The organism is Streptomyces odontomachi (assembly GCF_024435355.1).
In the GTDB taxonomy this organism is placed as follows: domain Bacteria; phylum Actinomycetota; class Actinomycetes; order Streptomycetales; family Streptomycetaceae; genus Streptomyces; species Streptomyces odontomachi.
In genome coordinates this window covers 1-24950 of sequence record NZ_JAMJWG010000023.1, presented here as the reverse complement: position 1 = coordinate 24950, position 24950 = coordinate 1, and the positions used below count along the sequence as shown (strand labels likewise).

22 protein-coding genes are annotated in these 24950 nt (G+C 70.4%); 14 read left to right on the top strand and 8 right to left on the bottom strand.

Going from position 1 to position 24950, the window contains the following annotated elements:
- Window positions 1-87 precede the first annotated feature (87 nt).
- From pstC to pstB, 3 genes are all read left to right on the top strand, one after another.
- Complete coding sequence (gene pstC / locus NQO67_RS34740; protein WP_255954416.1) at window positions 88-1104, top strand: phosphate ABC transporter permease subunit PstC; 1017 nt, start codon at window positions 88-90, stop codon at window positions 1102-1104.
- On the top strand, window positions 1101-2180 hold the full coding sequence (gene pstA / locus NQO67_RS34735) for a phosphate ABC transporter permease PstA (RefSeq protein ID WP_255954415.1): 1080 nt from the start codon (window positions 1101-1103) through the stop codon (window positions 2178-2180). Before pstC ends, pstA begins: the two co-directional genes overlap by 4 nt.
- 133 nt (window positions 2181-2313) lie before the next feature.
- Window positions 2314-3090 carry a phosphate ABC transporter ATP-binding protein PstB gene (pstB, locus tag NQO67_RS34730; protein ID WP_255954414.1) on the top strand — a complete coding sequence of 259 codons (777 nt, stop codon included), beginning with the start codon at window positions 2314-2316 and terminating at the stop codon, window positions 3088-3090.
- A 333-nt stretch (window positions 3091-3423) separates the two neighbouring features.
- On the opposite strand, the gene NQO67_RS34725 is transcribed toward pstB, so the two are convergent.
- Together NQO67_RS34725 and NQO67_RS34720 are read right to left on the bottom strand one after the other, a co-directional pair.
- Window positions 3424-4422: an inorganic phosphate transporter gene (locus tag NQO67_RS34725; protein WP_255954413.1), complete on the bottom strand. Its 999-nt coding sequence runs from the start codon at window positions 4420-4422 to the stop codon at window positions 3424-3426.
- Window positions 4423-4428: 6 nt separating this feature from the next.
- Window positions 4429-5049, bottom strand: coding sequence for a DUF47 domain-containing protein (locus tag NQO67_RS34720; protein ID WP_255954412.1), 621 nt, complete (start codon window positions 5047-5049; stop codon window positions 4429-4431).
- A gap of 418 nt (window positions 5050-5467) precedes the next feature.
- Here NQO67_RS34720 and NQO67_RS34715 point away from each other — a divergent pair, with 418 nt between their 5' ends.
- On the top strand, window positions 5468-5905 hold the full coding sequence (locus NQO67_RS34715) for a metal-sensitive transcriptional regulator (RefSeq protein ID WP_255954411.1): 438 nt from the start codon (window positions 5468-5470) through the stop codon (window positions 5903-5905).
- A gap of 370 nt (window positions 5906-6275) precedes the next feature.
- Here the strand turns inward: NQO67_RS34715 and NQO67_RS34710 are convergent, their stop codons facing one another.
- Both NQO67_RS34710 and NQO67_RS34705 read right to left on the bottom strand, forming a co-directional pair.
- A complete protein-coding gene (locus NQO67_RS34710) occupies window positions 6276-6467 on the bottom strand; it encodes a hypothetical protein (protein WP_255954410.1) in 192 nt (63 codons plus the stop codon).
- A 300-nt stretch (window positions 6468-6767) separates the two neighbouring features.
- Entirely contained in the window at window positions 6768-7598 is an 831-nt protein-coding gene (locus NQO67_RS34705; RefSeq protein WP_508493693.1) for an SCO4651 family lipoprotein, read from the bottom strand.
- 118 nt (window positions 7599-7716) lie between these two features.
- Between NQO67_RS34705 and NQO67_RS34700 the strand changes: the two genes are divergently transcribed.
- The gene (locus tag NQO67_RS34700) at window positions 7717-7914 is read left to right on the top strand and encodes a hypothetical protein (protein WP_255954408.1); all 198 of its coding nucleotides are present in this window, start codon (window positions 7717-7719) and stop codon (window positions 7912-7914) included.
- A gap of 128 nt (window positions 7915-8042) precedes the next feature.
- Window positions 8043-9614 carry an FAD-binding oxidoreductase gene (locus tag NQO67_RS34695; RefSeq protein ID WP_255954407.1) on the top strand — a complete coding sequence of 524 codons (1572 nt, stop codon included), beginning with the start codon at window positions 8043-8045 and terminating at the stop codon, window positions 9612-9614.
- A 468-nt stretch (window positions 9615-10082) separates the two neighbouring features.
- Here the strand turns inward: NQO67_RS34695 and NQO67_RS34690 are convergent, their stop codons facing one another.
- Together NQO67_RS34690 and NQO67_RS34685 are read right to left on the bottom strand one after the other, a co-directional pair.
- Window positions 10083-10910 carry a phosphatase PAP2 family protein gene (locus tag NQO67_RS34690; protein ID WP_255954406.1) on the bottom strand — a complete coding sequence of 276 codons (828 nt, stop codon included), beginning with the start codon at window positions 10908-10910 and terminating at the stop codon, window positions 10083-10085.
- A gap of 359 nt (window positions 10911-11269) precedes the next feature.
- Window positions 11270-12265: a C40 family peptidase gene (locus tag NQO67_RS34685; protein WP_255954405.1), complete on the bottom strand. Its 996-nt coding sequence runs from the start codon at window positions 12263-12265 to the stop codon at window positions 11270-11272.
- A 282-nt stretch (window positions 12266-12547) separates the two neighbouring features.
- On the opposite strand from NQO67_RS34685, the gene NQO67_RS34680 reads away from it, so the two are divergent.
- A complete protein-coding gene (locus NQO67_RS34680) occupies window positions 12548-12787 on the top strand; it encodes a DUF397 domain-containing protein (protein ID WP_255954404.1) in 240 nt (79 codons plus the stop codon).
- A gap of 104 nt (window positions 12788-12891) precedes the next feature.
- Here NQO67_RS34680 and NQO67_RS34675 read toward each other — a convergent pair whose 3' ends face one another.
- Window positions 12892-13494, bottom strand: a complete 603-nt coding sequence (locus NQO67_RS34675) for a cysteine hydrolase family protein (RefSeq protein ID WP_255954403.1) — start codon at window positions 13492-13494, stop codon at window positions 12892-12894.
- 396 nt (window positions 13495-13890) lie between these two features.
- On the opposite strand from NQO67_RS34675, the gene NQO67_RS34670 reads away from it, so the two are divergent.
- From NQO67_RS34670 to NQO67_RS34640, 7 genes are all read left to right on the top strand, one after another.
- Complete coding sequence (locus NQO67_RS34670) at window positions 13891-15747, top strand: hypothetical protein (RefSeq protein ID WP_255954402.1); 1857 nt, start codon at window positions 13891-13893, stop codon at window positions 15745-15747.
- Between the two features lie 409 nt (window positions 15748-16156).
- Window positions 16157-16465 (top strand): DUF8827 family protein, encoded by a 309-nt coding sequence (locus tag NQO67_RS34665; protein ID WP_255954401.1) that lies wholly within the window; start codon window positions 16157-16159, stop codon window positions 16463-16465.
- Window positions 16466-16841: 376 nt separating this feature from the next.
- Complete coding sequence (locus tag NQO67_RS34660; RefSeq protein WP_255954400.1) at window positions 16842-17753, top strand: DUF8175 domain-containg protein; 912 nt, start codon at window positions 16842-16844, stop codon at window positions 17751-17753.
- Window positions 17743-19056, top strand: a complete 1314-nt coding sequence (locus NQO67_RS34655) for a hypothetical protein (protein ID WP_255954399.1) — start codon at window positions 17743-17745, stop codon at window positions 19054-19056. The genes NQO67_RS34660 and NQO67_RS34655 overlap by 11 nt, the downstream gene beginning before the upstream one ends.
- A gap of 38 nt (window positions 19057-19094) precedes the next feature.
- On the top strand, window positions 19095-20636 hold the full coding sequence (locus NQO67_RS34650; protein WP_374119238.1) for an SCO6880 family protein: 1542 nt from the start codon (window positions 19095-19097) through the stop codon (window positions 20634-20636).
- A 282-nt stretch (window positions 20637-20918) separates the two neighbouring features.
- Window positions 20919-22334: an ATP-binding protein gene (locus tag NQO67_RS34645; protein WP_255954398.1), complete on the top strand. Its 1416-nt coding sequence runs from the start codon at window positions 20919-20921 to the stop codon at window positions 22332-22334.
- A 1-nt stretch (window position 22335) separates the two neighbouring features.
- Window positions 22336-24246 carry a type VI secretion protein gene (locus NQO67_RS34640; RefSeq protein ID WP_374119233.1) on the top strand — a complete coding sequence of 637 codons (1911 nt, stop codon included), beginning with the start codon at window positions 22336-22338 and terminating at the stop codon, window positions 24244-24246.
- A 48-nt stretch (window positions 24247-24294) separates the two neighbouring features.
- On the opposite strand, the gene NQO67_RS34635 is transcribed toward NQO67_RS34640, so the two are convergent.
- The gene (locus NQO67_RS34635) at window positions 24295-24843 is read right to left on the bottom strand and encodes a GNAT family N-acetyltransferase (protein ID WP_255954397.1); all 549 of its coding nucleotides are present in this window, start codon (window positions 24841-24843) and stop codon (window positions 24295-24297) included.
- Window positions 24844-24950: the final 107 nt, after the last annotated feature.

Below are 24950 nucleotides of genomic sequence, written 5' to 3'. Positions count from 1 at the left end.
CACACCGTCCGGTGCACCGCCGCCCGGCGCCGCCCCCGCTGCCCCGAAGCCTGTGGCAGCGGGAGGGGCCCGCAGACCGGAGACCTCATGGATACCACCGACACCAAGCCGCAGCACACCACCACTCCCCCACCCCCGCCGGGCCCCGCCGCGACACCGCAGCGACAGGCCGCGCGCGGCACCGCACGCCCCGGTGACCGGATCTTCCTGGGCCTGTCCCGTGGCTCCGGCATCCTGCTCCTGCTGATCATGGCCGCCATCGCGGCGTTCCTCAGCTACCGGGCAGCCACCGTGCTCAGCAAGAACCACGGGAACTTCTTCACCACCTTCGAGTGGAACCCGACCATGGACCCGCCGGTCTTCGGCATCGCGGTCCTGGCCTTCGGCACCGTGGTCTCCTCGATCATCGCGATGGCCCTGGCCGTCCCGGTGGCCGTGAGCATCGCGCTGTTCATCACCCACTACGCGCCCCGGGTGCTGTCAGGGCCGATCGCCTACGTGATCGACCTGCTGGCCGCGGTGCCCTCGATCGTCTACGGCCTGTGGGGCGCCCTGGTCCTCGTGCCGCACCTGAACGGCCTCTTCGGCTGGCTCGACCACTACTTCGGCTGGACCGGCATCCTCTCCTGGCAGGACGGCCCACCACGCTCCCTGCTCACCGCGAGCATCCTGCTGGCCATCATGATCCTGCCGATCATCACCAACGTGAGCCGTGAGGTCTTCCGGCAGGTCCCGCAGACCCACCAGGAGGCGGCGCTGGCGCTCGGCGCCACCCGCTGGGAGGTCATCCGCCTCTCGGTGCTGCCGTTCGGCCGCTCCGGCGTGATCTCGGCGAGCATGCTCGGCCTCGGCCGCGCGCTCGGCGAGACGATGGCCGTGGCCACGGTCCTGTCACCCGACTTCAAGATCCACGCCAGCCTGCTCGACGCGGGCGGCGGCACCTTCGCCCAGAACATCGCCAGCAAGTTCGGCGAGGCCACCGAGCAGGGCCGGGACGCGCTGATCGCCTCCGGTCTGGTGCTGTTCGTCATCACCCTGCTCGTCAACGGCGCGGCCCGCGCGGTCATCGCCCGTCGCAAGGAGTACTCGGGGGCAAGCGCATGACCGACACCACCCGCCAGCAGACGACCAGGACCCGACCCGGCACCTCGCTGCACGGTGCGCGGCTGCCCCGCTGGTCGCCGTGGGCGATCGCGGTGGGCGCCGTGGCCGTCGCCGTCGGGCTCGGGCTCGGCTTCGGCCTCGGCAGTCACGTCCAGTGGGGCCTGATGGCCGCCGTCCTCTTCGTGCTCGGCACCTTCGCCATAGCGACCCGGGTGGAGGGCGTCCGGCAGGCCAGGGACCGGGTCGCCACCAGCCTCGTCTGGGTCGCCTTCATCATCGCCGTCATCCCGCTGGCCTCGTTGATCTACGCGACCGTCAAGCGCGGTGTGAAGGTCTTCAACGGCTTCTTCCTCAGCCACTCGATGGGCGTCGTCGCCGACACCGAACCGGGCGGCGGCATCTACCACGCGATCATCGGCTCCGTCGAGCAGGTCGGGCTCGCCACCGTGATCGCCGTGCCGATCGGCGTGCTCACCGCGATCTACCTGGTCGAGTACGGGCGGGGCAAGCTGGCCGCCACCGTCACGTTCTTCGTCGACGTGATGACCGGAATCCCGTCGATCGTCTCCGGCCTGTTCGTGCTCAGCTTCTGGATCCTCATCCTCGACATGGGCCCGTCCGGCTTCGCCGGCTCGCTGGCCCTGTCGATCCTGATGATGCCGGTGGTGGTCCGCTCCACCGAGGAGATGCTCAAGCTCGTCCCGAACGAGCTGCGCGAGGCCTCCCTCGCCCTGGGCGTGCCCAAGTGGCGCACCATCCTCAAGGTGGTCCTGCCGACCTCGATCGGCGGCATCATCACCGGCGTGATGCTCGCCGTCGCCCGTATCACCGGCGAGACAGCGCCCGTGCTGCTGCTCGTCTGGGGCACCGGCTTCATCAACAACAACCCCTTCGAAGGCGCCCAGGCGTCGCTGCCGCTGTACATCTACCAGCAGTACGCGAACAGCGCCGGCTCCACCGCGGCCTACGACCGCGCCTGGGCCGCGGCCCTCGCCCTGATCGCCTTCGTCATGATCCTCAACCTGGTGGCCCGCGGTCTCGCCCGCTGGAAGGCGCCCAAGGGAGGACGGAGTTGAGCCGCGGCAGCGGCCGGGCCCGGCCGCCCGCACCCCACGGACGGCACCCGGCCACAGCCACGGCCGGGCGTCGTTCCGACCCCGACCGACCAGACCACCAACCGCCGACGCGGTGGAAGGAGCAGTGATTCACATGGCCAAGCGCATCGACGTCAGCGGGCTCACCGCCTACTACGGTTCCCACAAGGCGATCGAGGACATCTCGATGACGGTGGAGCCACGCTCCGTGACCGCCTTCATCGGCCCCTCGGGCTGCGGCAAGTCGACCTTCCTGCGCACCCTCAACCGCATGCACGAGGTCACCTCCGGCGGCCGCGTCGAGGGCAAGGTGCTGCTGGACGACGAGGACCTGTACGGCACGCACATCGACCCGGTCGCGGTACGCCGCACGGTCGGCATGGTCTTCCAGCGCCCGAACCCGTTCCCCACCATGTCGATCTACGACAACGTGGCGGCGGGCCTCAAGCTCAACGGCTCGTACAAGAAGAGTGAGCTGAACGACGTCGTCGAGAAGTCCCTGAAGGGCGCGAACCTCTGGAACGAGGTCAAGGACCGGCTGAACAAGCCCGGCTCCGGCCTCTCCGGCGGCCAGCAGCAACGGCTGTGCATCGCCCGTGCGATCGCCGTCGAACCGGACGTCCTGCTGATGGACGAGCCCTGCTCGGCGCTCGACCCGATCTCGACACTCGCCATCGAGGACCTGATCGGGGAGCTGAAGGAGCGGTTCACGATCGTCATCGTGACGCACAACATGCAACAGGCCGCCCGTGTCTCGGACCGCACCGCGTTCTTCAACCTGTCCGCGGTGGGCCAGCCCGGCCGGCTCATCGAGATCGACGACACCGCGCGAATGTTCTCCAACCCGTCGGTCCAGGCGACGGAGGACTACATCTCGGGTCGCTTCGGCTGATTTTTTTAGGGCTCGGTTCGCCTCCGTGGCGACGAAGCAAGCCAAAAGAGGGGACGCCAGCGAACCCAATCCCCTCGCGGTGCTGCATGGCGGTGCCACCGTGAGGCCGAAGGCCCGCCCCCGACTCCTGAGGGGGGCGGGCCCCGCCGTTTCCGGCGGCGGCATCTTGTGAACCCGCTCTCCGGCCACCCCGGCGGCGGCGAGTGAGCCGAAGGGCGCGCCGGTGTCCAGGAGCCGCCCGCGCGGAGCGCCCGACGAAGGAGGGTCGAGCACGGACGGCTCCTGGACACCGGCTGAGGCGCCCGGAGGCGAACCGAGCCACAAAAAAAGGGGCTAGCCGAAGGCGGCCCACACGACCAGGTAGCAGAGCGCAGCCACCGCGCCCGCCGCCGGCATGGTGATGAACCAGCCCAGGATGATGTTCTTGGCCACTCCCCAGCGCACCGCGTTGACCCGCTTGGTGGCCCCGACACCCATGATCGCGGACGTGATCACATGCGTCGTGGAGATCGGCGCGTGGTACAGGAACGCGGTGCCGAACATGATCGACGCTCCCGTGGCCTCCGCCGCGAACCCCTGCGGTGGGTCCAGCTCGATGATCTTGCGTCCCAGGGTGCGCATGATGCGCCAGCCGCCCGCGTACGTACCGAGCGACATCATCACCGCACAGACCAGCTTCACCCAGACCGGGATGGCGTCACCGCGGTCCTGGACGTCGGCGATGACCAGCGCCATCACGACGACGCCCATCGTCTTCTGGGCGTCCTGGAGACCGTGTCCGAGCGCCATGCCGGCCGCCGAGACGGTCTGGGCGACGCGGAAGCCGCGCTTGGCCTTGTGCGGGTTGGCCCGCCGGAACAGCCACAGGATCGCCAGCATCACCAGATAGCCGACGACCAGGCCTATGGCCGGGGACAGGAACATCGGGATGACGACCTTGTCCACCACCCCGGACCAGATCACCGTCGTCCCACCGGCGAGCGCCGCCCCGACCAGGCCGCCGAACAGCGCGTGCGACGACGAGGAGGGCAATCCGAAGTACCAGGTGACGAGGTTCCAGATGATCGCGCCGACCAGACCGGCGAAGAGAATCCCCATTCCCTTGTCGCCGTGGGGCGTCGAGATCAGCCCCTCGCTGACGGTCTTGGCCACCCCGCTGCCGAGGAAGGCACCGGCGAGGTTCATCACCGCCGCCATCGCCAACGCGGCCCGAGGGGTCAGCGCCCGGGTGGAGACCGATGTCGCGATCGCGTTCGCCGAGTCGTGGAAACCGTTGGTGTACGTGAAGAAGAGCGCGACCAGAATGGTCACGACCAGGGCAAAGGTGTCCACGAAGCCTCAGGACTCCTTGACCGCGATGGTCTCCACGGTGTTGGCCACGTGCTCGAACGCGTCGGCCGCCTCCTCGAGCACATCCACGATCTGCTTGAGCTTGAGCACCTCGATCGCGTCGTACTTGCCGTTGAAGAGGTGGGCGAGGAGTTTGCGGTGGATCTGGTCGGCCTGGTTCTCCAGGCGGTTGACCTCGATCCAGTACTCGGTGAGGTTCGACATGGTGCGCAGGTTGGGCATCGCCTCGGCGGTCAGCTCGGCGGCCCGCGCCAGCACCTCGATCTGCTGCTCCACACCGCGGGGAAGCTCCTCGATCTGGTACAGCACGACCAGGTCGACGGCCTCCTCCATGAAGTCCATGATGTCGTCGAGGCACGAGGCCAGCGCGTAGATGTCCTCGCGGTCGAACGGCGTGATGAAGGAGGAGTTCAACTGGTGGAAGATCGCATGCGTGGCGTCGTCCCCCGCGTGCTCGGCGGCCCGCATCCGCTCTCCGATTTCGGCCCGGGCGGAGGATTCCGCGCCGAGCAGTTCCATCAGGAGCTTCGAGCCCGTGACGATGTTGTCCGCGGACGCGGCGAACATGTCGTAGAAGCTCGTCTCCCTGGGGGTCAGACGAAAGCGCACGTAGGGTCCTCGGATGCTCTGGTCGGTTCCCCCACTGCCCTGAACGCTCGGGGGAGGGTCAGCCTGATGCTAGGCACATCATCCGGCCACTACTGACCGGCGTCCACCAGTGTCGCCCATGGTGCACCGTGGACGGGAGCCGGTCTTGTGCGCCGTTCGCCACCCTGGAGAATTCGGTACCATATACCCGTCGGGGGTATGGAGTGTGGTGGCCGCGGCCCCGTGATTCCAGGCCCGTGACCTCGACAGCGGCGATCATTTCCAGCCCGGCGGCTGTGATCACGGCCGATTCCGGGCAGGTCCCGCGGCGGCCCGTCGGGCGGCTCGGGCGGCACCGGTTCCACCGGTGTGGGATTCGACACCACGCGGCGTATGTGAGATACGTGCGCACCTTGGCACACGGCAGCGGGAGGACGCGATGACGACCACAGGAGCCGGCCCGGGCGCCGGAACCGCCGGCGGGGAGACCGGCCCGGCGGCCGGCACGGCGCCCGGCGGTCGGCCCGCAGGCGCCACCGAGGCGACATCCACCGCGCCGCGCGACCAGGAGATCGTCACGGACCATGACCGCGGGGTGCACGGCTACCACAAGCAGAAGGACGAGCACCTGAAGCGGCTCCGCCGGATCGAGGGCCAGATCCGGGGCCTGCAACGGATGGTCGACGAGGACGTCTACTGCATCGACATCCTCACCCAGGTCTCCGCCTCCACGAAGGCCCTCCAGTCCTTCGCGCTCCAGCTGCTGGAGGAGCACCTGCGGCACTGCGTCGCGGACGCGGCCGTCAAGGGCGGCCACGAGATCGACACGAAGGTGGAGGAGGCCACGAAGGCGATCGGCCGCCTGCTGCGCACCTGATCGACTTCGGGGAAGAATTCCCCGCACCCCAGGAATGCCGTATCGGGCACGAAGTGCCCGCTCAAGCGGCGCGGGGAACTGCGCGACCAGCCCCGACGAAACCGTCAGATCGCCACCGGCCGGGTAGGGCCGTTTCTGCCGGGTAGGGCTGTTTCTGTCGTATCCGGGCCACCGCCAGGTGGTGGATTGCTCGCGCAGTTCCTCACGCCCCTGCGACCGCCGCATTCGGCACGAAGCGCCCGCTCAAGGGGCGCGGGGAACTGCGCGACCGGCCCCGACGAAACCGTCGGATCACCACCGGCCCGAAGGGGGAAGCCGTGGGCCGCAGGCCCAGAGGCCCGGGTAGCCGTGGCCCGCGAGGCCCAGGCGATCAGCCGGTGTGGTCGCCTCGCCCCCGCGAACGCTTCTCGTCGGCCACCTTCAGCACCTCGTCGATGCGATCGGCGCTGAGCCGCTCGCCGTGCGCGGCCGAGGCCGCGATCATCAGTTCGCCGCAGAGCTCGATCTCGGCGAGGGCGACGTGGTCCTGAACTGCCGTTCCCCGCACCAGAGCCACGCACATCACCCCTTTCTGCCGTCACCGCTTCCTAGAGTAGGCAGCGGTGACGCACGGCGCATGGCACGGATGGACCATTTCCAGCCCCACCCACACCCCTCACCCCCGCGTCGCGCACCCCGTTCCGCACCCCGGACCAAGCGCCCGTAGCCTTCCGACCGGCGGCAGAAGCACGTTCACCGGCGACGGGGTACGCATCGGACCGCGGCCGGCGCAGCAACCGCATCCAGCCAGCACCGACCCGAGTCCAAAAACGGCACCCGGCCCAACCACCGGCCAAAGCTCCCCCCTCCCGCCACCCACGCCCTACTGCTCGGCGATCTTCCCGGCGAAGATGTCCGCCGCGTTCGGCAGGCTTACGGTCGCGGGCGCGCCGAAGTCGTAGAGCAGCGTCACCGAGGTGACCGAGACGGCCTTGCCCATCCGGTCGTTGTCGTAGCTGAACCGGTGCCGGAGCTTGCGGATGCGGCCCTCGTCGTCCAGGTAGACGTCGAAGGGCACTTGCGGCGTGGCGAAGCCACGTGCCGCCGCGGCCAGCGCGTCCTGCCCGGTTTCGGCGGCCCGCGCAGCACTTCCCAGGTCGGCGATGCCGCGGTAGTGCCACACCGGCGTGCCCCCGACCGTGGTCGGACCCACATAGGTCACCGTGCGTGCGCCCCGCAGGATCTGCGCGGCGGCGAGCGGATCGGTGGCACCGCCGGTGACCAGGTTCCCGTCGGAGAGCGAAGCCGTGGCGATACGCACCCATTTGTCCGACGGCACTCCGGCACCGCGGTTCTTCATGTAGAGGGCGCCGGGGGTGAGGAGCTCGGTGATCGGCTGGTGCTCCTCGGCGCCCGCGGGGTCCCGCGGCAGCGTCACCCTGAGCCGGCCGAGCCGGGCCCGGTAGTCGTAGACGCCCTCGCCGCGGATGGTGACCCGGGTGCCGCCCGCGGCCATCTCCATCGCCGTGCTCGCCTTGGAACTGCCCTGCGTGATCAGGACGCCGGCGGCCCGGTGCATCGCGTCGACCGGGTTGCCGGCCCGCCCGGTGTCGGCGACACCGCGGCCCGAACACCCGGCGACGGCGGCCATCAGGCCCGCCATCGCGACAGCCGTGACGACCGCACCTTCGGCCCGCTTGCGCCGTTGCACCACCATCGCCTGCCAACCCCTAGTACCCGTCCGCCGGTGGCCTCCCGCTTGTCCGGTTAACGACCGGTACGCGCACGTGTCACGCACCTGCTGTTCACCCACGCCGAGTACCGTCGCGCCCGTGGCCCACGACCAGGACGCGACACCGGCCAGGGCGCCCCGCGAACACCGGACGATCACCACCGAGCAGGGGCGCTTCTGCTTCGCACGGTGCGACTGCGGTTGGCGCGGCCCGGCCCGCAGGGCGCGCAGCTTGGCCCGCACGGACGCCCAGGACCACGCGGCGAGCGCCACGGCCACCGCTTCCGGCACCCCCTGAGACGGAACCCACCCCCCTGGTCCCCCGTCTCGTTCTCCGAGAAGATCGACCGACGGGCGACAGGTCTCGGGCAGGCTCCTGAGGCGGTCGGAAGTCGTTGAGGCGGCAACGAGGGAGGCAACGGCACCATGCAACGGCGCACGTTCATCGGCGCGGGAGCCCTGGGGCTCGCCGCGGCGACCACCGGATGCACCGGCTCCGACGCCGGGTCCGGCACCTCGGCGGACGACAAACCGGGCAGCAGCGGCGCCGGTTCCGGGCAGCACGCCACCGGCTCCAGCAGCCAGGCCGCCGCGCCGGCCGATCTGAAGGCGCTCGCCTCCGACCTGGACGGCAGCCTGCTGCGCCCCGGCGACAGCAACTGGCGGACGGCCAGCCAGCTGTACAACACCCGCTTCGACGCCCTGAAACCCAGCGCCGTCGCCTACGTCGCACACGCCGACGACATCCGCACCGCCCTTTCCTACGCCCGGGCCCGCAAGGTCAGGGTCGCCATCCGCAACGGCGGTCACTCCTATGCCGGTTGGTCCTCCGGAGACGACCGGCTCATCATCGACGTCTCGAAGATGGCGGGCGTGCGCGCGAGCGGCTCCGAGGCGGTGGTGGGAGCCGGCGCGAAACTCATCGACGTCTACCGTGCGTTGGCCGCGAAGGGCGTGACGATACCCGCGGGTTCCTGCCCCACGGTCGGCGTCTCCGGGCTCACCCTCGGCGGCGGCCACGGCGTGGTCTCCCGCGCCTACGGCCTGACCTGCGACAGCCTCACCCAGGCCACCCTGGTCACGGCCGACGGCACACAGCTCACCGCGAACGCATCCGAACACGACGATCTCTTCTGGGCGCTGCGCGGCGCGGGCAACGGCCACTTCGGCGTCGTCACCGAGCTGCGGTTCCGTACCCATCCGGCGCCGCAGGGCGTCGCCGCCTACATGACGTGGCCGTGGAGCCTGGCCTCGCACGTCCTGAGCGCCTGGCAGGAGTGGGGCCCCGACCAGCCCGACGAGATCTGGTCGGCGGCGCACCTCGACAAGGCGGCGGGCGGCGTCCCCAGCGTGTCGGTCTCCGCGTTCTCCCTGGGCAGTTACGGCGGGTTGCAGAACGCCGTGGACCGCCTGGCGGACCGGGTAGGTTCCTCCGCGCGGAGCGTCTCGCTGCGGCGCCGCTCGTACCTGGCGTCCATGGAGGTGTACGCGAACTGCGCCACGTACTCCGACGCCCAGTGCCACCTGCCGGGACCGACGCCCGGCCGGGCCCCCGAGGGCGCGCTCGGCCGGGAGACCTACGCGGCGCGCTCCGACTTCTTCGACCGCTCCCTGTCCGACGCGGGCATCCAGACGCTGCTGTCCCGGCTCCAGTCGGTGTCGGCCGGCTCGGGCAGCGTCGCCCTGACCGCGCTCGGCGGCGCCGTCAACCGCGTCGATCCCTCCGCGACGGCCTTCGTGCACCGCCGCTCGCGGATGCTCGCGCAGTACCTCGTGTCCTGGCCGGCGGGCACCTCCGGAAGTTCCGCCCAGGCCTGGCTGGACGGCGCCCACCGCGCCATGCGCCCCTACGCCTCCGGCGCCGCGTACCAGAACTACACGGACCCCACCCTCAAGGACTGGCGCTCTGCCTATTACGGCGAGGCCGCGTCCCGCCTCGCCAAGATCAAGAAGAGTTATGACCCTGCGGGCTTCTTCACCTATCCCCAGGACTTGTAGCCCGGGGCCCGAACCCGGGACCGGCCTGGAGCCCGCGCCCGGGACGCCCGTCCTGAGGTGCCCCGCACCCGGAACGGCGGGCCTGCGTCGCCGACCGCCGGGCCTGCACCGAGGCGGCCGGGCCTACACCGAGGTCGCCGGACCGGCGTCATGCGCACTCGGGCCGGAGTCGCGCGCAGCCGGGCCGGTGCCACGCGCAGTCGGGCCGGCGTCGCGCGCACTCGGGCCGGCATCGTGTGCAGCCGGGCCGGCGTCATGCGCACTCGAGCCGGAGTCGTGTGCAGCCGGGCTGGCGTCTGGCGTCGCGCGCACTCGGGCCGGCATCGTGTGCAGCCGGGCCGGCGTCGTCGTGTGCAGTCGGGCCGGCGTCATGCGCAGCCTGACCGGCGTCGCGCGCAGTCGGGCCGGCGTCGTCGCGTGCAGCCGGACCGGCGTCATGCGCAGCCGGGCCGGCGTCGCGCGGGTCGGCTACGCGGCGAGGTCGGGTTCCTGTGGGCCCTGCGGGTCGCGGGGCGCGCCGGGAGCCGCCGGCTTCTGCACCGTCTCGGATGCGTCCGCGCCGCACGCCGGCCCGGGCGCACCGGTGTCCGACCGCCCGGCAGCCCGCCCGGCTTGCCCGGCACCTTCCTGGAGGCGGAGGCCTCGCCCGCTGTGCGACGCGGTCAGGTGTCGGGGGCGTACCAGCAGGCCGGCCCGCTCGAAGCCGCCCAGGACCTTCATCAGCGGGGTCAGTGTCATGGTCGCCAGTGGTGACAGCAGCAGCGCCACCGCCGTTCCCAGGGCGAAGCCGCCGATGACGTCGGTCGGGTAGTGCACGCCCAGGAAGACCTGGCAGAAGCCCTCAGCGAGGGCCATCGCGATGCCTATGAGCCCGAATCGGCGGCTGGCGACGAAGAGCCCGGCGGCGACGGCCATGGCCAGCGTCGCCCGATCGCTGACGAAGGAGTACCCGTGCTGGCCGTGCAGCAGCACGTCGAGCCCTTCGTGGTCGGCGAACGGCCGTGGCCGCTGAACGAAGCCACGGATCGGTGTGTTCACCAGGACGGCGAGGACGGCCGCGAGCGGTGCCCAGACGACGGTGGCCACGGAGGTCGCGGCCTCGTCGAGCGACTCGGCCCGCCTGCGCTCCGTCCACCAACAGGCCCCGATCAGGATCACCATGCCGAGTGGCAGCCCGTACTCACCGAGGAAGGTGACGGTGCGGTCCAGCCAGCCGGGTGCGTCGTGCGCCAGTCCGTTGATGTCGTAGAGCATGCTGACGTCGGGGTTCGACCCGGAGGTTTCGAGTCCAGCCATCACACAGTGGCCCCTTCGTCCTTCTCGACCCTGGTCAGGGATCGTTCGCCACGTCCCTGCTCAAGGACGCTCTCACTTCGCCTCGAGGACGCACGTCGTTGTGCGCCCCCGTCTATCACCCCCGTGATCACAACCCCGTTCGGCCGGAGCCCCCGTCACTCGGCGCCCGGGCAGTGCCCGGGCCCGCCGCGCCGACCCTCCGAGGAACGCACAGACACTTTCCACACGTTCCGCTCTCTATCGAATGACGACGCAGACGTTATCGAAGAGAGACTCAATCGCCGCAGCTCAGGGCCAGGTTTCACAGAGAGTGCCGGTTTCCACGCGGCTGTTTACCGAGGGGCAGCCACGCCGCGCCCCTACGACACGGCCTGCGCCCCGTCCCGGGTGACCCGAGTGGCCCCGAAATAGTCCGGGGTGTCTATCGGGTCGAACCTGATCACCGTGTTCGATCGCGGCGCGTCGATCATGTAGCCGCCGCCGACATAAATGCCCACATGCCGGATGGCACGGGAATTGGTCGGGTCGTCGGAGAAGAAGACCAGGTCGCCGGGGAGCAGCTCGCTGCGCTGCGGGTGCGGTCCCGCGTTGTACTGGTCGTTGGCCACGCGGGGCAGGGTGATGCCGACGGATTCGTAAGCCGCCTTGGTCAGTCCGGAGCAGTCGAAGCGGCCGCCCTGCTCCGGTGTGCCGTTGCCACCCCAGAGGTAGGGGGTGCCGAGCTTCTTCTGGGCGAAGTAGATGGCTCCCGCTGCCTGCTGCGAGGGGTCGACCCGGCCGGCGGGCTTGGCGAAGCTCTTCTCCAGGGACCTGATCGTCTTCACGTAGTTCTGCGTCTCGCGGTACGGCGGGATGCCGTTGTACTTGATCACGGCGTAGGCGCCCGCGTTGTACGCGGCGAGCATGTTGTCCGTCTGGTTGCCGGCGGCCTTCTTGACGTAGGAGGCGAGCTTGCAGTCATAGGTGGCGGCGGACGGGATGGCGTCGGCGGGGTCGTAGACGTCGCGCTTGCCGTCGCCGTTGCCGTCCAGGCCGTGGGTGGCCCAGGTGCCGGGTATGAACTGGGCAATGCCCTGGGCGTCCGCCGGGCTGTGCGCGTTCGGATTGAAGCCGCTCTCCTGGTACAGCTGTGCTGCCAGCAGGGCGGGATTGAGGGCCGAGCAGAGATTCCCCCAGTCCTGCACGATGCTCTGGTACGCGGCCGGAACGGTCCCCTCCGCCAGATCGACCGAGCCAGCCGACCCCGTTCCCAGGTTTCCCGCCGCCATGTAGGTACCGACGACGAGCAGCGCGAGGAACGACAGACTTCCGCCCCCGGCCAGCCCCGCGACCAGCCATGCCTTACGCACCGTCAACCCCCCATCGGCCCACCGTAATCCGTCCGAGCCAGTGTAAGCGGGCCGCGCCCGCCGCGGGGGTCCACATCCCACAGCCTGTGGATAACTCTGGCGCCAACCTCCGGTAAAGGGGCTCCGAGCATCGCCAGGACCCCAATCCGGTCAGCGATACGGTGAATACAGAAATCCCCGAAAGTTTCCGATCACATCCGGAGAATCGCAGTGGAGAGCCAGGCATGTGCCCCGGCCGCCGCCCCCCACACGGCCCGTCTCCCCGACTCTTCAAGGAACCCAGGCGCCATGCCCGAACACACCGTCCCCGCCGACCTCGACTGGATCCGCGCCGCTCCCGAACACGCCACCGGCCCCGGTCCGTGGATCGAGATCGCCTTCGGCCCGAACGACCACGTCTACCTCCGCGAGACAAGCGATCCCGGCAACATCGTCACCACCACGCGCCGCAAGTGGGACGCCTTCGTACTCGGCGTCCAGGCAGGTGAGTTCGACCACTTCGTGGCGGGCGTCGACGACGAAGCCTGATGCGGAGGCCTGATCCTGACGAGAAGGCCTGATGAGGAGGCCCAGGACGAGGTAGTCCGGGATGAGGTAGTCCGATGACGACGTCGTCCGGCGTTTCGCTGTCGCTAGGCCAGTACCCGGGCCAGCTCCGCGACCTGAAGCACCTGCGCCTGCTGCGGGAAGACCTTCTCCATGAGGGTCTCGTGGACCTGCGGGTCCGGGTCGGCACAGCCGTCGGACAGCACCAGCAGACGGTAGTCGCGGTCGGCCGCCTCCCGGACGGTGGAGAGCACCACGCCGCCGGTCGCGATGCCCGCCAACACCAGGGTCGTGACGCCGCGTTCGGCGAGCCGGTCGTGCAGGTCGGTGGTGGAGAAGCCGCCCACACGGATCTTGCGCACCACGATGTCGTCCGCCTGCGGCGCCAGCGCGTCGACGATGACGGTCCCCGGGCCGTCGGCGTCCATGGCCGGTCCCGTCTGCTCGATGAACGCCCTGACGTGCGCGTTCTCGGCCGGGACCGCCGCGCGCTCCGCCGCGACGAGCCCCGTGCGCACGTAGGCCACGGCGCCGCCCGCCCGGCGCACCGTCCCGATCGCGTCCGCCACCCGCCGCACCAGGTCCTCGGCTCCGACCGCCGCGGGCAGCATGGGCACGAGGGACACCTGGTAATCCATCACGAGCAGCGCCATGCGCCGCGCGTCGACCACCGGTTCGGACGTCGTCATGGGACCCCTCCCTCAAGCCGGTCATTCGGCCCGACCCTACTCCCCGCGGACCGGCCCGGAACGGTTCGACGGGCAGCAAGGCGGCGCTCCGCAGGGGGTGTTGGCGGCCGCGATGGAACGAAAGAGGCCGGTGCGACACCACGGCGGCCGGCCGGATCCTCGGGACGGGTCCCGCCCGGCTCCTGGTACCCCTGTCCCGTCGACGTCACCGTGCCGAACCGGCCGATTCGCCAGAGAAAACGGATCCGGAGCACCGACACATCCGGATAAAATAATCCTGTCAAAATACTGTGAGCCCGCGCGTACCGGGCAGGTCAGCCGTGGGTTTCCACGGCGGGGCACAGTGCAGGGGGGGACGCGCGCCTCGCGCGTCGTCCGCGAGCGGGGGGAGACGCGATGGCCTGGGACCAGCCGCAGCAGGACCGACAGGGCACAGAGGGCACGCCACCCCCGCCCGCACATCCGCCGGCGACCCCGCCCTCGTCCGCTCCGGCACCCGACCAGCCACCCGCACCGCAGCCCTACGGATCCCAGCCCTACGGATCCCAGCCCCACGGATCCCGGCCCTACGCATCACCCCAGTCGCCCCCGTCCCCCGAGTCACCGGCAGCGCCCCCGCAGTACGGCACGCCCCCGGGGTTCTCCGCACCGTCCGGGTCGGCACCACCGCCGTCGACCCCGCTCGGCCCCTTCGTCACGCCCTCCGGGGCGGTCCTGGCCCCAGCCGCGCCGCCACCGGGTCCGGCGAACCCGCTGCGGGCCATCGCCGTAGCGGTGCTCAACCTCAGTGGCCTCGGTATCGGATACGCCCTCGTCCGGCGCTGGCTCGCCATGGTCGTCTGCTGGATCGCGACGGCACTCCTGCTGCTCGCCGCGCTGCCCGCCGATCCGGACGGCGTCTCCACCGGCACCCTCTCGCTGTACCTCGCCTTCCTGGCGCTCGCCGCCGCGCACGGCGCGTTCCGCGGGCTGCGCAGCCCGCTGTCCTGGCCGCCACAGGCACCGCTCGCCCTGGTGCTCGGCATCGTCCTGCTCGCCGTGCCCGCCTCGGGAGCCGTCCTGTACGGCAACGCCCGGGACGAAGCCATCGAACAAGCCCTCGAAGACCGCCTCGACACGGCCGATCGGCTCGTCCAGGCAGCAAAGAATGAGCCATTCAGCACATCCGAGTCCCGGTACCGCAAAGCCCTGGCGACCTACCACGATCTCGACGCCCACCACGCCGACTCACGCGCCGGCCACCGCGTACCGGACAGCCTGAAGGCGTACTACACGACGGTCGCCACGCCCTACGCCCAGAAGAAGTACTGCGACGCGGTGGCGCCCCTGAAGTACCTGCGCACCGTGCCCGACAGCATCGACAAGCAGCGCCTCGGCTCCCTCACCACCTGGCCCGACGACCGGCTCGCCACCTCCCTCTACGAGTGCGGCCTCGACGACCTCGGCTACGACAAGCAGTCCGACACCGAGGGCGGCAACCTCGCCGAACTCCTGACCACGTTCCCGAAGTCCCCGCAGGCCGCGAAGGTCGAGCCGGCCGTCAGCGCGGCCATCGACTCGGTCGCCAAGGACCTCAAGGGCGACGAGCCCTGCGCCGCCAACGACCGGCTGCGCACCCTGAGCAGCCAGGCTTCGCAACTCCCCGGCGACAAGGCCGGAGTGGCCGACGCGCTCTCCAAGGACGCCGACCGGGCCGACCAGAAGGTGCAGTCCGGCACCTACGCCTGCGGAGTCGACCAGTACCGGGACGGCGACTTCGACAGCGCCCTGTCCACCATGAACGACTTCATGGACCAGTACAAACACGACAAGAACCGGGCCAGCGCCAAGCGGATCGCGATCGCCGCGGAGATCGCCCAGGACGTCCCCGCGGCGGGCAAGCACCTGCCCCGTGCCGGCTCCGGCGGCAGCATCGCCGTCACCGTCAGCAATGACAGCCCCGACGAGATCGAGATCCTCTACACCGGCCCGGTCACCGGCAGCTTCACGCTCGGTGCGTGCGGCAGCTGCTCCACCTACGGCAGCGAGAGCCTGGCCGCCCTGTCCGCCTGCAAGGACAGCGGCACGCACTACCCGTCCAAGACGATCTACCTGCCCGTGGGCACCACGTACTTCCTCCACAAGACCGCCGAAGGCACGTCGAGCAACGGCACCGACACCGCCAAGCTCGAACCCGGCTACACCTACACGGAGTGCGCCTACGTCGTGCAGACCTACGGCACGGGCGGCTCCGGCGGCAGCGGAAGCGCGTAACCGTCCTTCACCAGAGGCGGCGGGCGGCGGCCTCCCCGGGGAGCACCCTCCCTGGGGAGCCCGCCGCCCGCCGCTTCCATCGCTTCGTTCAGCGGCTTCCATGAGACCTCGTTCAAAGCACACCGAACACCGCTCCCAGCAGCCTGAGAAGCAGTCACGACAGACGATGAATCAGCCCACGGAGCCCCCCGCCCCCTTGTGGGTCCGTACGAAACCCGCCAAGCGGCATCGCCGCGGAGGCATCGACAGGCATCATTGTCGGCGAGAATGAAAGTGACCTCTGCTCAGCCGCAGGGGTAGGAAGGTACCGACAGCAGCACCCACAGCGGCAGTCACGGCACCACCGACCGCCGCAACCGACGGAAGCACTACGAGCACGCGTACTACCCGAACAGGGGCGGTGAGTTACATGCTTATGGCAGCCGACAAGGGCGACATCTCCACCATCATCGGCGGGATCGCCCCGGACTGGGGCCCCTTCGGGACCCTGGGCAACGAGGCACGGGTGATGGTCGAGGTCGTGATGGCCGTCGCCATCCTGCTCTGCCTCGCCATTGCGATCTGGGGCGCGGCCAAGCAGCGCATCGGCGCCACGGCGCTGCGCGACACCTTCAGCGCGGAACAGGGCAAGGGCCTGATCATCGCGGGTCTGACCGGAGTCTTCATCATCGGTTCGCTCGGCACGCTCTTCACGATCGTGTACGGCATGGCGGTCTAGCGGCCGAGACCCCGGCGCCCCGGCGGGCCAGGCATCCGCAGCCCGCCCTCGCACCGGGCCGCCCCGACCAAGTCGTCAGCCTTCGTCCCGACGTTCCCCATGCCGTCGTCGTCCCGATGTCCCCGTTCCCACCGACATTCCATGGCCGTCCCCGACTCACCCGTACTCCCGCAACCCCACCCGACCTCACTCACCGGCACCACCCGGCCCCTGAATCCCCACCGTCACACCTATCCGTCGTGCCCACCGTCTTAGGTTGCGTCCCCCTGATGTCGAGTCATCCCACCGCACCCACGCGGACACCAGCACGGCCACTACCGTCGTACGAAGCGGCCCCGCACGCGGGCCGGCACGAGGACGAGGGAGCGTACGCGGCATGAGCCAGGACGACCACGGGTACGGGGGCGACCGCGGATACGGCGACCCCGGCCGCGGCGGACCCGGCGGCCGCACAGGCCGCGGCGGCGGGCGCCCCGACACCACCACACGGCAGACCCGCACCCGGCTCCCGGACGACGACGGGCCGTACGGCAGCGCCCGGCGCCCCGGCCGCGGTGGCGGGCGCAGCTCACGAAGCCTCGTCACGGTCGTCGGCGTCATGGTGGTCCTCATCGCAGCGATCGCGTTCGCGAACCGCGGTGGCAGCGACTCCGGTTCCGCCTCCGGCACGGACGGCGGCGACGGCAAGCCAGGAACCTCCGCCACGGCGGCAAGCGGCCGGCAACCGGTCGGCGCCAAGAGCACCGCCGGCATCCCCTCGGGATTCGGCCACGACGAGCAAGGGGCCCAGAGCGCGGCCGCGAACTACGCGGTGGCGCTCGGCTCCGCCGACATGTTCGCCAAGAGCGCCCGGGACACCATCCTCGACACCATCGTCGCCCCGTCCCGCGTCGACGCCTTCAAGACCGACCTCGACAAGGCGTACACCCCGGAGCTGAACAAGAGCGTGGGCCTCAAGGAGGACGGTTCGTCACCCCAGGGCTACACGTTCGTCTCCCGCACCACCCCGATCGGCACCAGGACGACCTCGTTCCACCAGGACCAGGCGACCGTGTCGGTGTGGTGCAGCGGGCTCGTCGGGCTCGCCGGGGAACGCTCGACCACACCCGTGACGGACAGTTGGTTCACGATCAGGATGACGCTCACGTGGACCTCCGGCGACTGGAAGATCATCACCCACTCCCAGCAGGACGGCCCGGCCCCGGTGCCGGGCGACGACCGGGCGTCCAGTTCCGACGAGATCGCCAAGGCGGTCGAAGGGTACGGAGGGTTCACGTATGCCCGTTAGCCGCCGCGCGCTGAAACTCACCGCCGTCTGCACCCTCGTCCAGACAGCCGCAGTGCTCCTGGCGACCCGCGCCGTCGCCAAGCCCGACCCGGACACCACCGAGGACCCCTGCCGGCTCATCAAGGGCCCCGCCAAGGACTTCTGCGAGAGCGGCGACAAGGGCACCCAGAAGCCCCCCACCACCGACACCCCCCTGGACCCGCTCTCGTCGCTCGCCAAGGCCTGCGCGGACGCCGCCTCCTGGACGATCGACGAACTCAGCAAGATCGTCAAGGACACCGCCAACGTCGACTTCACCAACCAGACGTTCCTACGCCAGTACGCCGTCGTCTTCGCCGCCTCGACGATCCTGACACTGCTGCTGTGGCTGCTGGCCGTCGCCAAGCGCGCGGTACGCGGCGTGCCGCTGGGCACCGCCCTCACCGAAGCCATCGGCTTCCTTTGGCTGACGGTGCTCGCCTCCGCGTTCACCCCCCTGGTCCTGTACACCGTCGTCTCGGCCACGGACAGCGTCACCGACGTACTCGCCAAGGCCACCGGCGGGCAGACCGACGTGTTCTTCGGCTCCTTCTCCGAAGCGCTCTCCAAAGGCAACGACATCGGCGGCGGCCCGATCATGCTGATCGTCGTCTCCCTGGTGTCGATCCTGGCCGCCGGCATCCTCTGGCTCGAACTCGTCATCAGAGCCGCCCTGCTGTACGTAGGAGCCCTCCTCGGCACCGTCGTCTACGCCGGCCTCGTCGACAAGAACATGTGGGGGCACGTACGCCGCTGGGCCGGCATCATGATCGCCGTCATCCTGGTGAAGCCCATCATCGTGATCGTGCTCGGCCTCGCCGGCGCACTGAGCGCATCCAAGGACGGCCCCGGCGCCTTCTCCGCCGTCGTCTCCGGACTCTCCATCATCCTGCTCGCGATCTTCGCCAGCGCCGTGATCTACCGCTTCGTGCCCGGCTTCGGCGACGAGATCGCCAACACCCGCAACAACCGCATCCACCAGGGCGCCGAGAACCGCGCCGCCGCCGTCATCAGCTCACCCGCCGCCCTCGTCTCCCAGGGCATCAAGACGCACAGCGCCCGCGGCAGGGACGACGCCGGGGCAGGGGGCGGAGGTGGCGGCCAGGGCCCGGCGCCCGCCAACCCGGCCAGCGGCGGCGTCGCCGCGCACGCAGGCCGCACACCGGCATCGGACAGCGGAGGCGGCGCGGGCGGCGCCACACCCCGCAGCAACCCCGTGAACACCCCGCACGCCACCAACCGCGGCGGCGGCAGCAAGCCCACCGCAGGAGGTGAGGGGCGTTGAGCACCGACTCCGCGTCGCATTTGGGTCATGTCTCCCACATGTCCCACGCCATCTCGCCACGCCGCACCTATCTCATCGGCCGCGCCCGCCCCAACGCGATCGTCGGCCGCAACAGGGAGACCGGCGAGATCGCCCTGATCATCGGAGGCGCGTTCCTCGGCATGATGTGCGGGCTGCTGGTCCCCGTACTCCCGGTGCGCATCGTGCTCCTCATGGGCTTCCCACTGCTCGCCCTCGCAGCCGTCTACGTGCCCTACCGGCACCGCACCTTCTACAGGTGGTACGAAATCAACCGCAGTTACCGAAGGCTGCTCCGGCAGGGCACCGCCTACCGTTCGAGCGCCATGGAAGCCGGCACCCGGTTCGACGGACGCGAGGTCGAGATCGGCCCGCCGCCCGGCATCGGCCGCATCAGCTGGCTCGCCGCACCCTTCGGCCCCGACGAGATCGCCGTCCTGCTGCACGCCGACCGGCGCACCGTCACCGCCGCCATCGAGATCGAAGGCCCCGGCGTGGGCCTGCGCGACTCGGAGGACCAGGAAGCCCTCGTCGACCGCTTCGGCACCCTGCTGAAACACGTGGCCAACGGCGACGGCTTCGTCACCCGCCTCCAGATGCTCGCCCGCACCCTGCCCGCCGACCCCGACGCCCACGCCAAGGACGTCGCCCAGCGCGGCGACGACCGCTCACCCCGCTGGCTCCAGCAGTCCTACGACCAGTTGCAGTCGATGGTCTCCACCAGCAGCGAGCAACACCGCGCCTACCTGGTCGCCTGCATGCACTACACCCGCGAACTGGCCGCCGAAGCACAGGCCCTGGCCCGCGCCGCCCGCCCCAAGGGCACCCGCCGCGTCGACCGCGACGCCGGCCTCGCCATCGTCATGGCCCGCGAGCTCACCGACATCTGCTCACGCCTCCAGGAAGCCGACATCCGCGTCCGCCAACCACTCGGACAGAGCCGCCTCGCCTCGCTCGTGCACTCCATGTACGACCCCGACCACCCCATCGACCACATCCAGGCGATGTCCCAGCGCAACGCCTGGCCCGCCGAACTCGACGCGGTCGAGCCCACCTACCTCCAGGCCAAGACCCGCGAGTCGGCCACCCGCAGGCCCTGGTGCCACGCCACCGCCTGGGTCAAGGAGTGGCCGATGACGCCGGTCGGCGTCAACTTCCTCGCCCCGCTGCTTGTCCACACTCCCGACGTGATCAGGACCGTCGCTGTCACAATGGACCTGGAACCCACCGAGGTCGCCATCGAAAGGATGCTCACCGAAAAGACCAACGACGTGGCGGAGGCAAGCCGCGCCGCAAAGATGAACCGCACGGTCGACCCCCGCGACGTCGCCGCCCACTCACGGCTCGACCAGCGCGGCGAAGACCTCGCCAGCGGCGCCGCCGGCGTCAACCTGGTCGGGTACATCACCGTCTCCGCCCGCTCCCCCGAAGCCCTGGCCCGAGACAAGCGCACGATCAGGGCCTCGGCCGGCAAGTCGTATCTGAAGCTGGAGTGGTGCGACCGCGAACACCACCGCGCCTTCGTCAATACGCTGCCCTTTGCGACCGGAATCCGCCGTTAACCGGCCGACGCTGGACCAACTCCAGTGGTGAGCGCCCACGGCGCACCCCGCGAAGGGCAGCGGGGCTCGAAGGGGCGCGAAGCTCCGTTGAGGGTGGTGGTGGGATGGGGGTACCTCCCACGCCCTCATGGCAGTGGGGGAGGGTGGGCGCACCAGACGGCGCATGGCAGCGAAGGCACGGAGCACGGCGGGCGCTCAAGCGCCGGGCGGCGTACGGGATGCGACGGACGGGCAGGCAAGAAAGGTGACGAGAGGTGAGCAGGGGCTGATGTGGTGATGGCGATGCGGGATCCACTCTCGGTGCTCACGGATGCGTTCACCGCCTTCCTGTTCGGGAAGGTGGAGACGACCCGGCTCCCCGTGCGCACCTCGACCGGCCAGGCCCAGGCCGTCTACCTCCCCACGGCCGCCCCCGGCCTGGGCGACTCCGGCGTGATCATCGGCCGCGAGGTGTACTCGGGCAAGGGCTACATCTACGACCCCTTCCAGCTCTACGGCCAGCAGCTACCCGCCCCCCACTGGCTCGTCCTCGGCGAGTCGGGCAACGGCAAGTCGGCCCTGGAGAAGACCTACGTCCTACGCCAGCTGCGCTTCCGCGACCGCCAGGTCGTCGTGCTCGACGCCCAGGGCGAAGACGGCGTCGGCGAATGGAACCTGGTCGCCCAGGAGATGGGCATCACCCCCATCCGGCTCGACCCCACGGCCGCCCTGGACACCGGCATCCGCCTCAACCCCCTCGACCCGTCCATCACCTCCACCGGCCAGCTGGCGCTGCTGCGCACCATCATCGAAGTCGCCATGGGCCACGGCCTGGACGAACGCTCCGGCTTCGCCCTCAAGGTCGCCCACGCCTACGTCAACACGCAGATCACCGACCGCCAGCCCGTCCTCACCGACATCGTCGAGCAGCTGCGCCACCCCAAGCCGGAGTCCGCCGAGGCGATGAACGTCGCCCTGGACGACGTCCGCGCCTGGGGCCTGGACGTCGCCCTCGTCCTCGACCGGCTCGTCGACGGCGACCTGCGCGGCATGTTCGACGGACCCACCACCGTCGGCATCGACCTGGACGCCCCGCTGATCGTCTTCGACCTCTCGCACATCGACCGCAACTCGATCGCCATGCCGATCCTGATGGCGATCGTCGGCGTGTGGCTGGAGCACACCTGGATCCGCCCGGACCGCAAGAAGCGCATCTTCCTCGTCGAAGAGGCCTGGCACATCATCAACTCGCCCTTCGTGGCCCAGTTGTTCCAGCGCCTCCTCAAGTTCGGCCGCCGCCTCGGCCTGTCGTTCGTCGCGGTCGTGCACCACCTGTCCGACGTCGTCGACGGCGCCGCAGCGAAAGAAGCGGCCGCCATCCTCAAGATGGCCTCCACCCGCACCATCTACGCCCAGAAGGCCGACGAGGCCCGCGCCACAGGCCGTGTCCTCGGCCTGCCCCGGTGGGCCGTCGAGATCATCCCCACCCTCACCCCGGGCATCGCCGTCTGGGACGTGAACGGCAACGTCCAGGTCGTCAAACACCTCGTCACCGAGTCCGAGCGCCCCCTCGTCTTCACCGACCGCGCCATGACCGAGTCCGCGAGTAGCGTCCACGAGGACGACGCCCTGAGAGCCGCCGAACGGGAGGCAGAGCAGCGCGCAGCCGCCTTCGTCGAACAGCGACTCACCGACGAGTCGGAATCGACGGTGGCCTGACATGCCACGGCGCAACGGGGACGGCGGCCCGGTGGACGGACCGGGCCCGATCGGAGACCACAGCGGCGCGTACGGGCAGCGCGGGCGACAGGAGGGTTACGACGACCGCTCCGGCGCCTACGACGGTGCTTACGGCGAGGAAGACCCCGACCGGCGTGGAGCAGGTCACCGCGCGCCGGGGCTCGCGCCGCGTACGCGGGGCGGCGGCAGCCCTGGAGGGATCCCGGACGGCCTCCTGGTGGGCCTCCTCGCCTTCCTCCTGGGCACGGCCATGCTGGTGTGGACCTCCACCGGACTCGCCGGCCTCCTCGCACACGGCTCCTGGCCCACCGGCGTCTCGTTCTCCCACACGCCCCTGGCCATGCACCACCTCATAGCCCACCCGCACGACGTGCCGGGCGCCTGGCCCCAGACCCCCCGCGCCCAGCTCTCGGGCTACGGCCTGCTGTGGGGCCTGTTCATCGGACAGCTGATGGTGCTGTTCGTCCTGGTGATCTTCGCCATCGGCACCCTGGCCCGCTGGCGTGCCCACCGAGCCCTCCAACGGCGCACGGCGCACGCCGGCCGCCGGGTACCGGGCCGAGCGGCAACCCCGGAAGCAGAAGCGCTCGGGCGGACAAGCAAGACCGTGGACGCCCCGGCCCAGCAACCGACACCGGCGCCCACCGACCCGACCGCGCCGGCACACGCCTCCCCCACAGCCGACGTCCCGGCGAAAACCCCGGACACCTCGCCGGCCCCCGCCCAAGACGCGGCACCCGTGCCCGCAACGGCCGCCCAGGCAACGGTTGACGCTTCTCCAACGGCTCCGGACACATCAGCCAGAACACTGGGCGACGGCCCGAGCCTGGCCAAGGAGCAGCCGGCAGCAGACCCCTCCGCCGGACTCGCCGGCTTCCCGCTGCCGTCCCCACGCACGCCATTCCCGCACGCCCCCGGCGCACCAACTCCCTCACACGACCTGGGCACCCAGCCCTCCGTCTTCATCGGCACTCCGGACGCCCGACGCCCGATCGCCGTTCAGGCCGTGGCGGACGCGACGGGCCCCGCCCTCGTCATCACGTCCGATCCCAGCATCTGGGTCCAGACCAAGGACGCCCGGGCCAAGCTCGGGCCCGTGCTCCTCTACGACCCGACCCACCGCTGCGACACCCCGGCCCGGCTGCACTGGTCACCGAGCGCCGGATGCACGGACCGCGACACCGCCGCCGAGCGGGCGAGGGCACTGCTCGCCCCCGTACGCCCCACCGCGAAGATCGACACCGCGGTGGCCGACACCGCGGAAACCCTGCTGCGCTGCTTCCTGCACGCCGCAGCAGTGGACGGCCGCCAGTTCCGCCATGTGCACCGCTGGGCGCAGGGGACGCAGGTCCAGGACGCGGTACGGACGCTACGCAGCCATCCCAAGGCCGCCTCGGGCACCGCCGGCGAGCTGGAGGCCGCGCTCACCGCGCACCCCGAGCGGCGCGACATCGCCCAGGAACTGACCGCGCGCGCCCTGTCCGCACTGTCCTCCGTCCACATCCGGGACGCATGCACACCCAACAGAGCCGACACGGCAACGTTGGATTCCTTCCTCACGGAAGGGGGCACGCTCTATCTGGTGGGTGAGGCCGTCGAGGACCCCAAATCCCGCCCAGGAGCCATGCCATTGCTGACCGCACTGGCATCAAGCGTGGTCGAGCACGGCCGGCGCATGGCCGAACGGTCATCCTCCGGTCGGCTCGACCCACCACTCACCCTCGTCCTCGAAGACGTGGCAGCGGTCGCCCCCCTGCCCCAGCTGCCAGCCCTGCTCGCCACCGGCACCGGCACCGGCACCGGCACCGACCGGGGCATGCCGACCCTCGTTCTGCTCCGCTCCCGCGAACAGGCCCGTACTCGCTGGCCCCACGCGAACCTGCCGCTCTAGTAGGGCTCAGGAGCGCTCCAAGACCGCTGTGGAGGGATAGTGCCCTGGTCAGGGCCGCTCCACCACCATCTCGACCTCCTGGCCGGAACTGCCGCCCGGCATCGGCGAGGTCACCCCCGTTCGGGCGAATCCGGCCTTGCGGTACGCAGCCTCCGCACGGGCGTTGCGCTCGTGGACGAAGAGCCGTACCCGTGCCACGTCCCGTAGCGTCCAGGACCACTCCAACGCGGCCTCCAACAGCGCCTCTATGAGCCCGCCCCCGCGGTACTCAGGCCGCACGTACACCCCGACCACTTGGGCCTGACGCTGCTGGACCTGGCCTCCGAACGGCGTCGCGGCACCTGGTTCTTCCACGATCACGGTCACGGACCCTGACAGGCCACCATCGGGTGCCTCCGCCACGAACTGTCGTACGCCTGAGTCCTCCGCTGCGCCCCGGAACGCTCGCTGCATCCAGAAGGCGTCAGGTTGCTCGGCCGCATCCTCGTAGGACTCCAGAAACGCGACCGGCGCGGCCGGATCCTGTAGTGCGGCAAGCCGCAACTGCCTGAGCGCGGGCCATTCCTCCGGAAGGACGATACGTACGACGTGATCCATAGGCCGATCGTCCGCGCATCGGCGGACCGAGGCAACCTGATTTCCCCGAGCCGACGGCACGCCATGCCCGTGGATCCACCCGCCGCAGACCTCGCCGTAAAACGCAG

Bases quoted from the DNA above. Each gene is read 5' to 3' on its own strand.
- NQO67_RS34655 (WP_255954399.1), top strand. From the start codon at position 17,743: ATGCCCGTTAGCCGCCGCGCGCTGAAACTCACCGCCGTCTGCACCCTC.
- pstB (WP_255954414.1), top strand. From the start codon at position 2,314: ATGGCCAAGCGCATCGACGTCAGCGGGCTCACCGCCTACTACGGTTCC.
- NQO67_RS34715 (WP_255954411.1), top strand. From the start codon at position 5,468: ATGACGACCACAGGAGCCGGCCCGGGCGCCGGAACCGCCGGCGGGGAG.
- NQO67_RS34660 (WP_255954400.1), top strand. From the start codon at position 16,842: ATGAGCCAGGACGACCACGGGTACGGGGGCGACCGCGGATACGGCGAC.
- NQO67_RS34695 (WP_255954407.1), top strand. From the start codon at position 8,043: ATGCAACGGCGCACGTTCATCGGCGCGGGAGCCCTGGGGCTCGCCGCG.
- NQO67_RS34650 (WP_374119238.1), top strand. From the start codon at position 19,095: ATGTCCCACGCCATCTCGCCACGCCGCACCTATCTCATCGGCCGCGCC.
- pstC (WP_255954416.1), top strand. From the start codon at position 88: ATGGATACCACCGACACCAAGCCGCAGCACACCACCACTCCCCCACCC.
- NQO67_RS34640 (WP_374119233.1), top strand. From the start codon at position 22,336: ATGCCACGGCGCAACGGGGACGGCGGCCCGGTGGACGGACCGGGCCCG.
- pstA (WP_255954415.1), top strand. From the start codon at position 1,101: ATGACCGACACCACCCGCCAGCAGACGACCAGGACCCGACCCGGCACC.
- NQO67_RS34645 (WP_255954398.1), top strand. From the start codon at position 20,919: ATGCGGGATCCACTCTCGGTGCTCACGGATGCGTTCACCGCCTTCCTG.
- NQO67_RS34690 (WP_255954406.1), bottom strand. From the start codon at position 10,910: ATGGCTGGACTCGAAACCTCCGGGTCGAACCCCGACGTCAGCATGCTC.
- NQO67_RS34670 (WP_255954402.1), top strand. From the start codon at position 13,891: ATGGCCTGGGACCAGCCGCAGCAGGACCGACAGGGCACAGAGGGCACG.
- NQO67_RS34675 (WP_255954403.1), bottom strand. From the start codon at position 13,494: ATGACGACGTCCGAACCGGTGGTCGACGCGCGGCGCATGGCGCTGCTC.
- NQO67_RS34680 (WP_255954404.1), top strand. From the start codon at position 12,548: ATGCCCGAACACACCGTCCCCGCCGACCTCGACTGGATCCGCGCCGCT.
- NQO67_RS34635 (WP_255954397.1), bottom strand. From the start codon at position 24,843: ATGGATCACGTCGTACGTATCGTCCTTCCGGAGGAATGGCCCGCGCTC.
- NQO67_RS34710 (WP_255954410.1), bottom strand. From the start codon at position 6,467: ATGTGCGTGGCTCTGGTGCGGGGAACGGCAGTTCAGGACCACGTCGCC.
- NQO67_RS34665 (WP_255954401.1), top strand. From the start codon at position 16,157: ATGCTTATGGCAGCCGACAAGGGCGACATCTCCACCATCATCGGCGGG.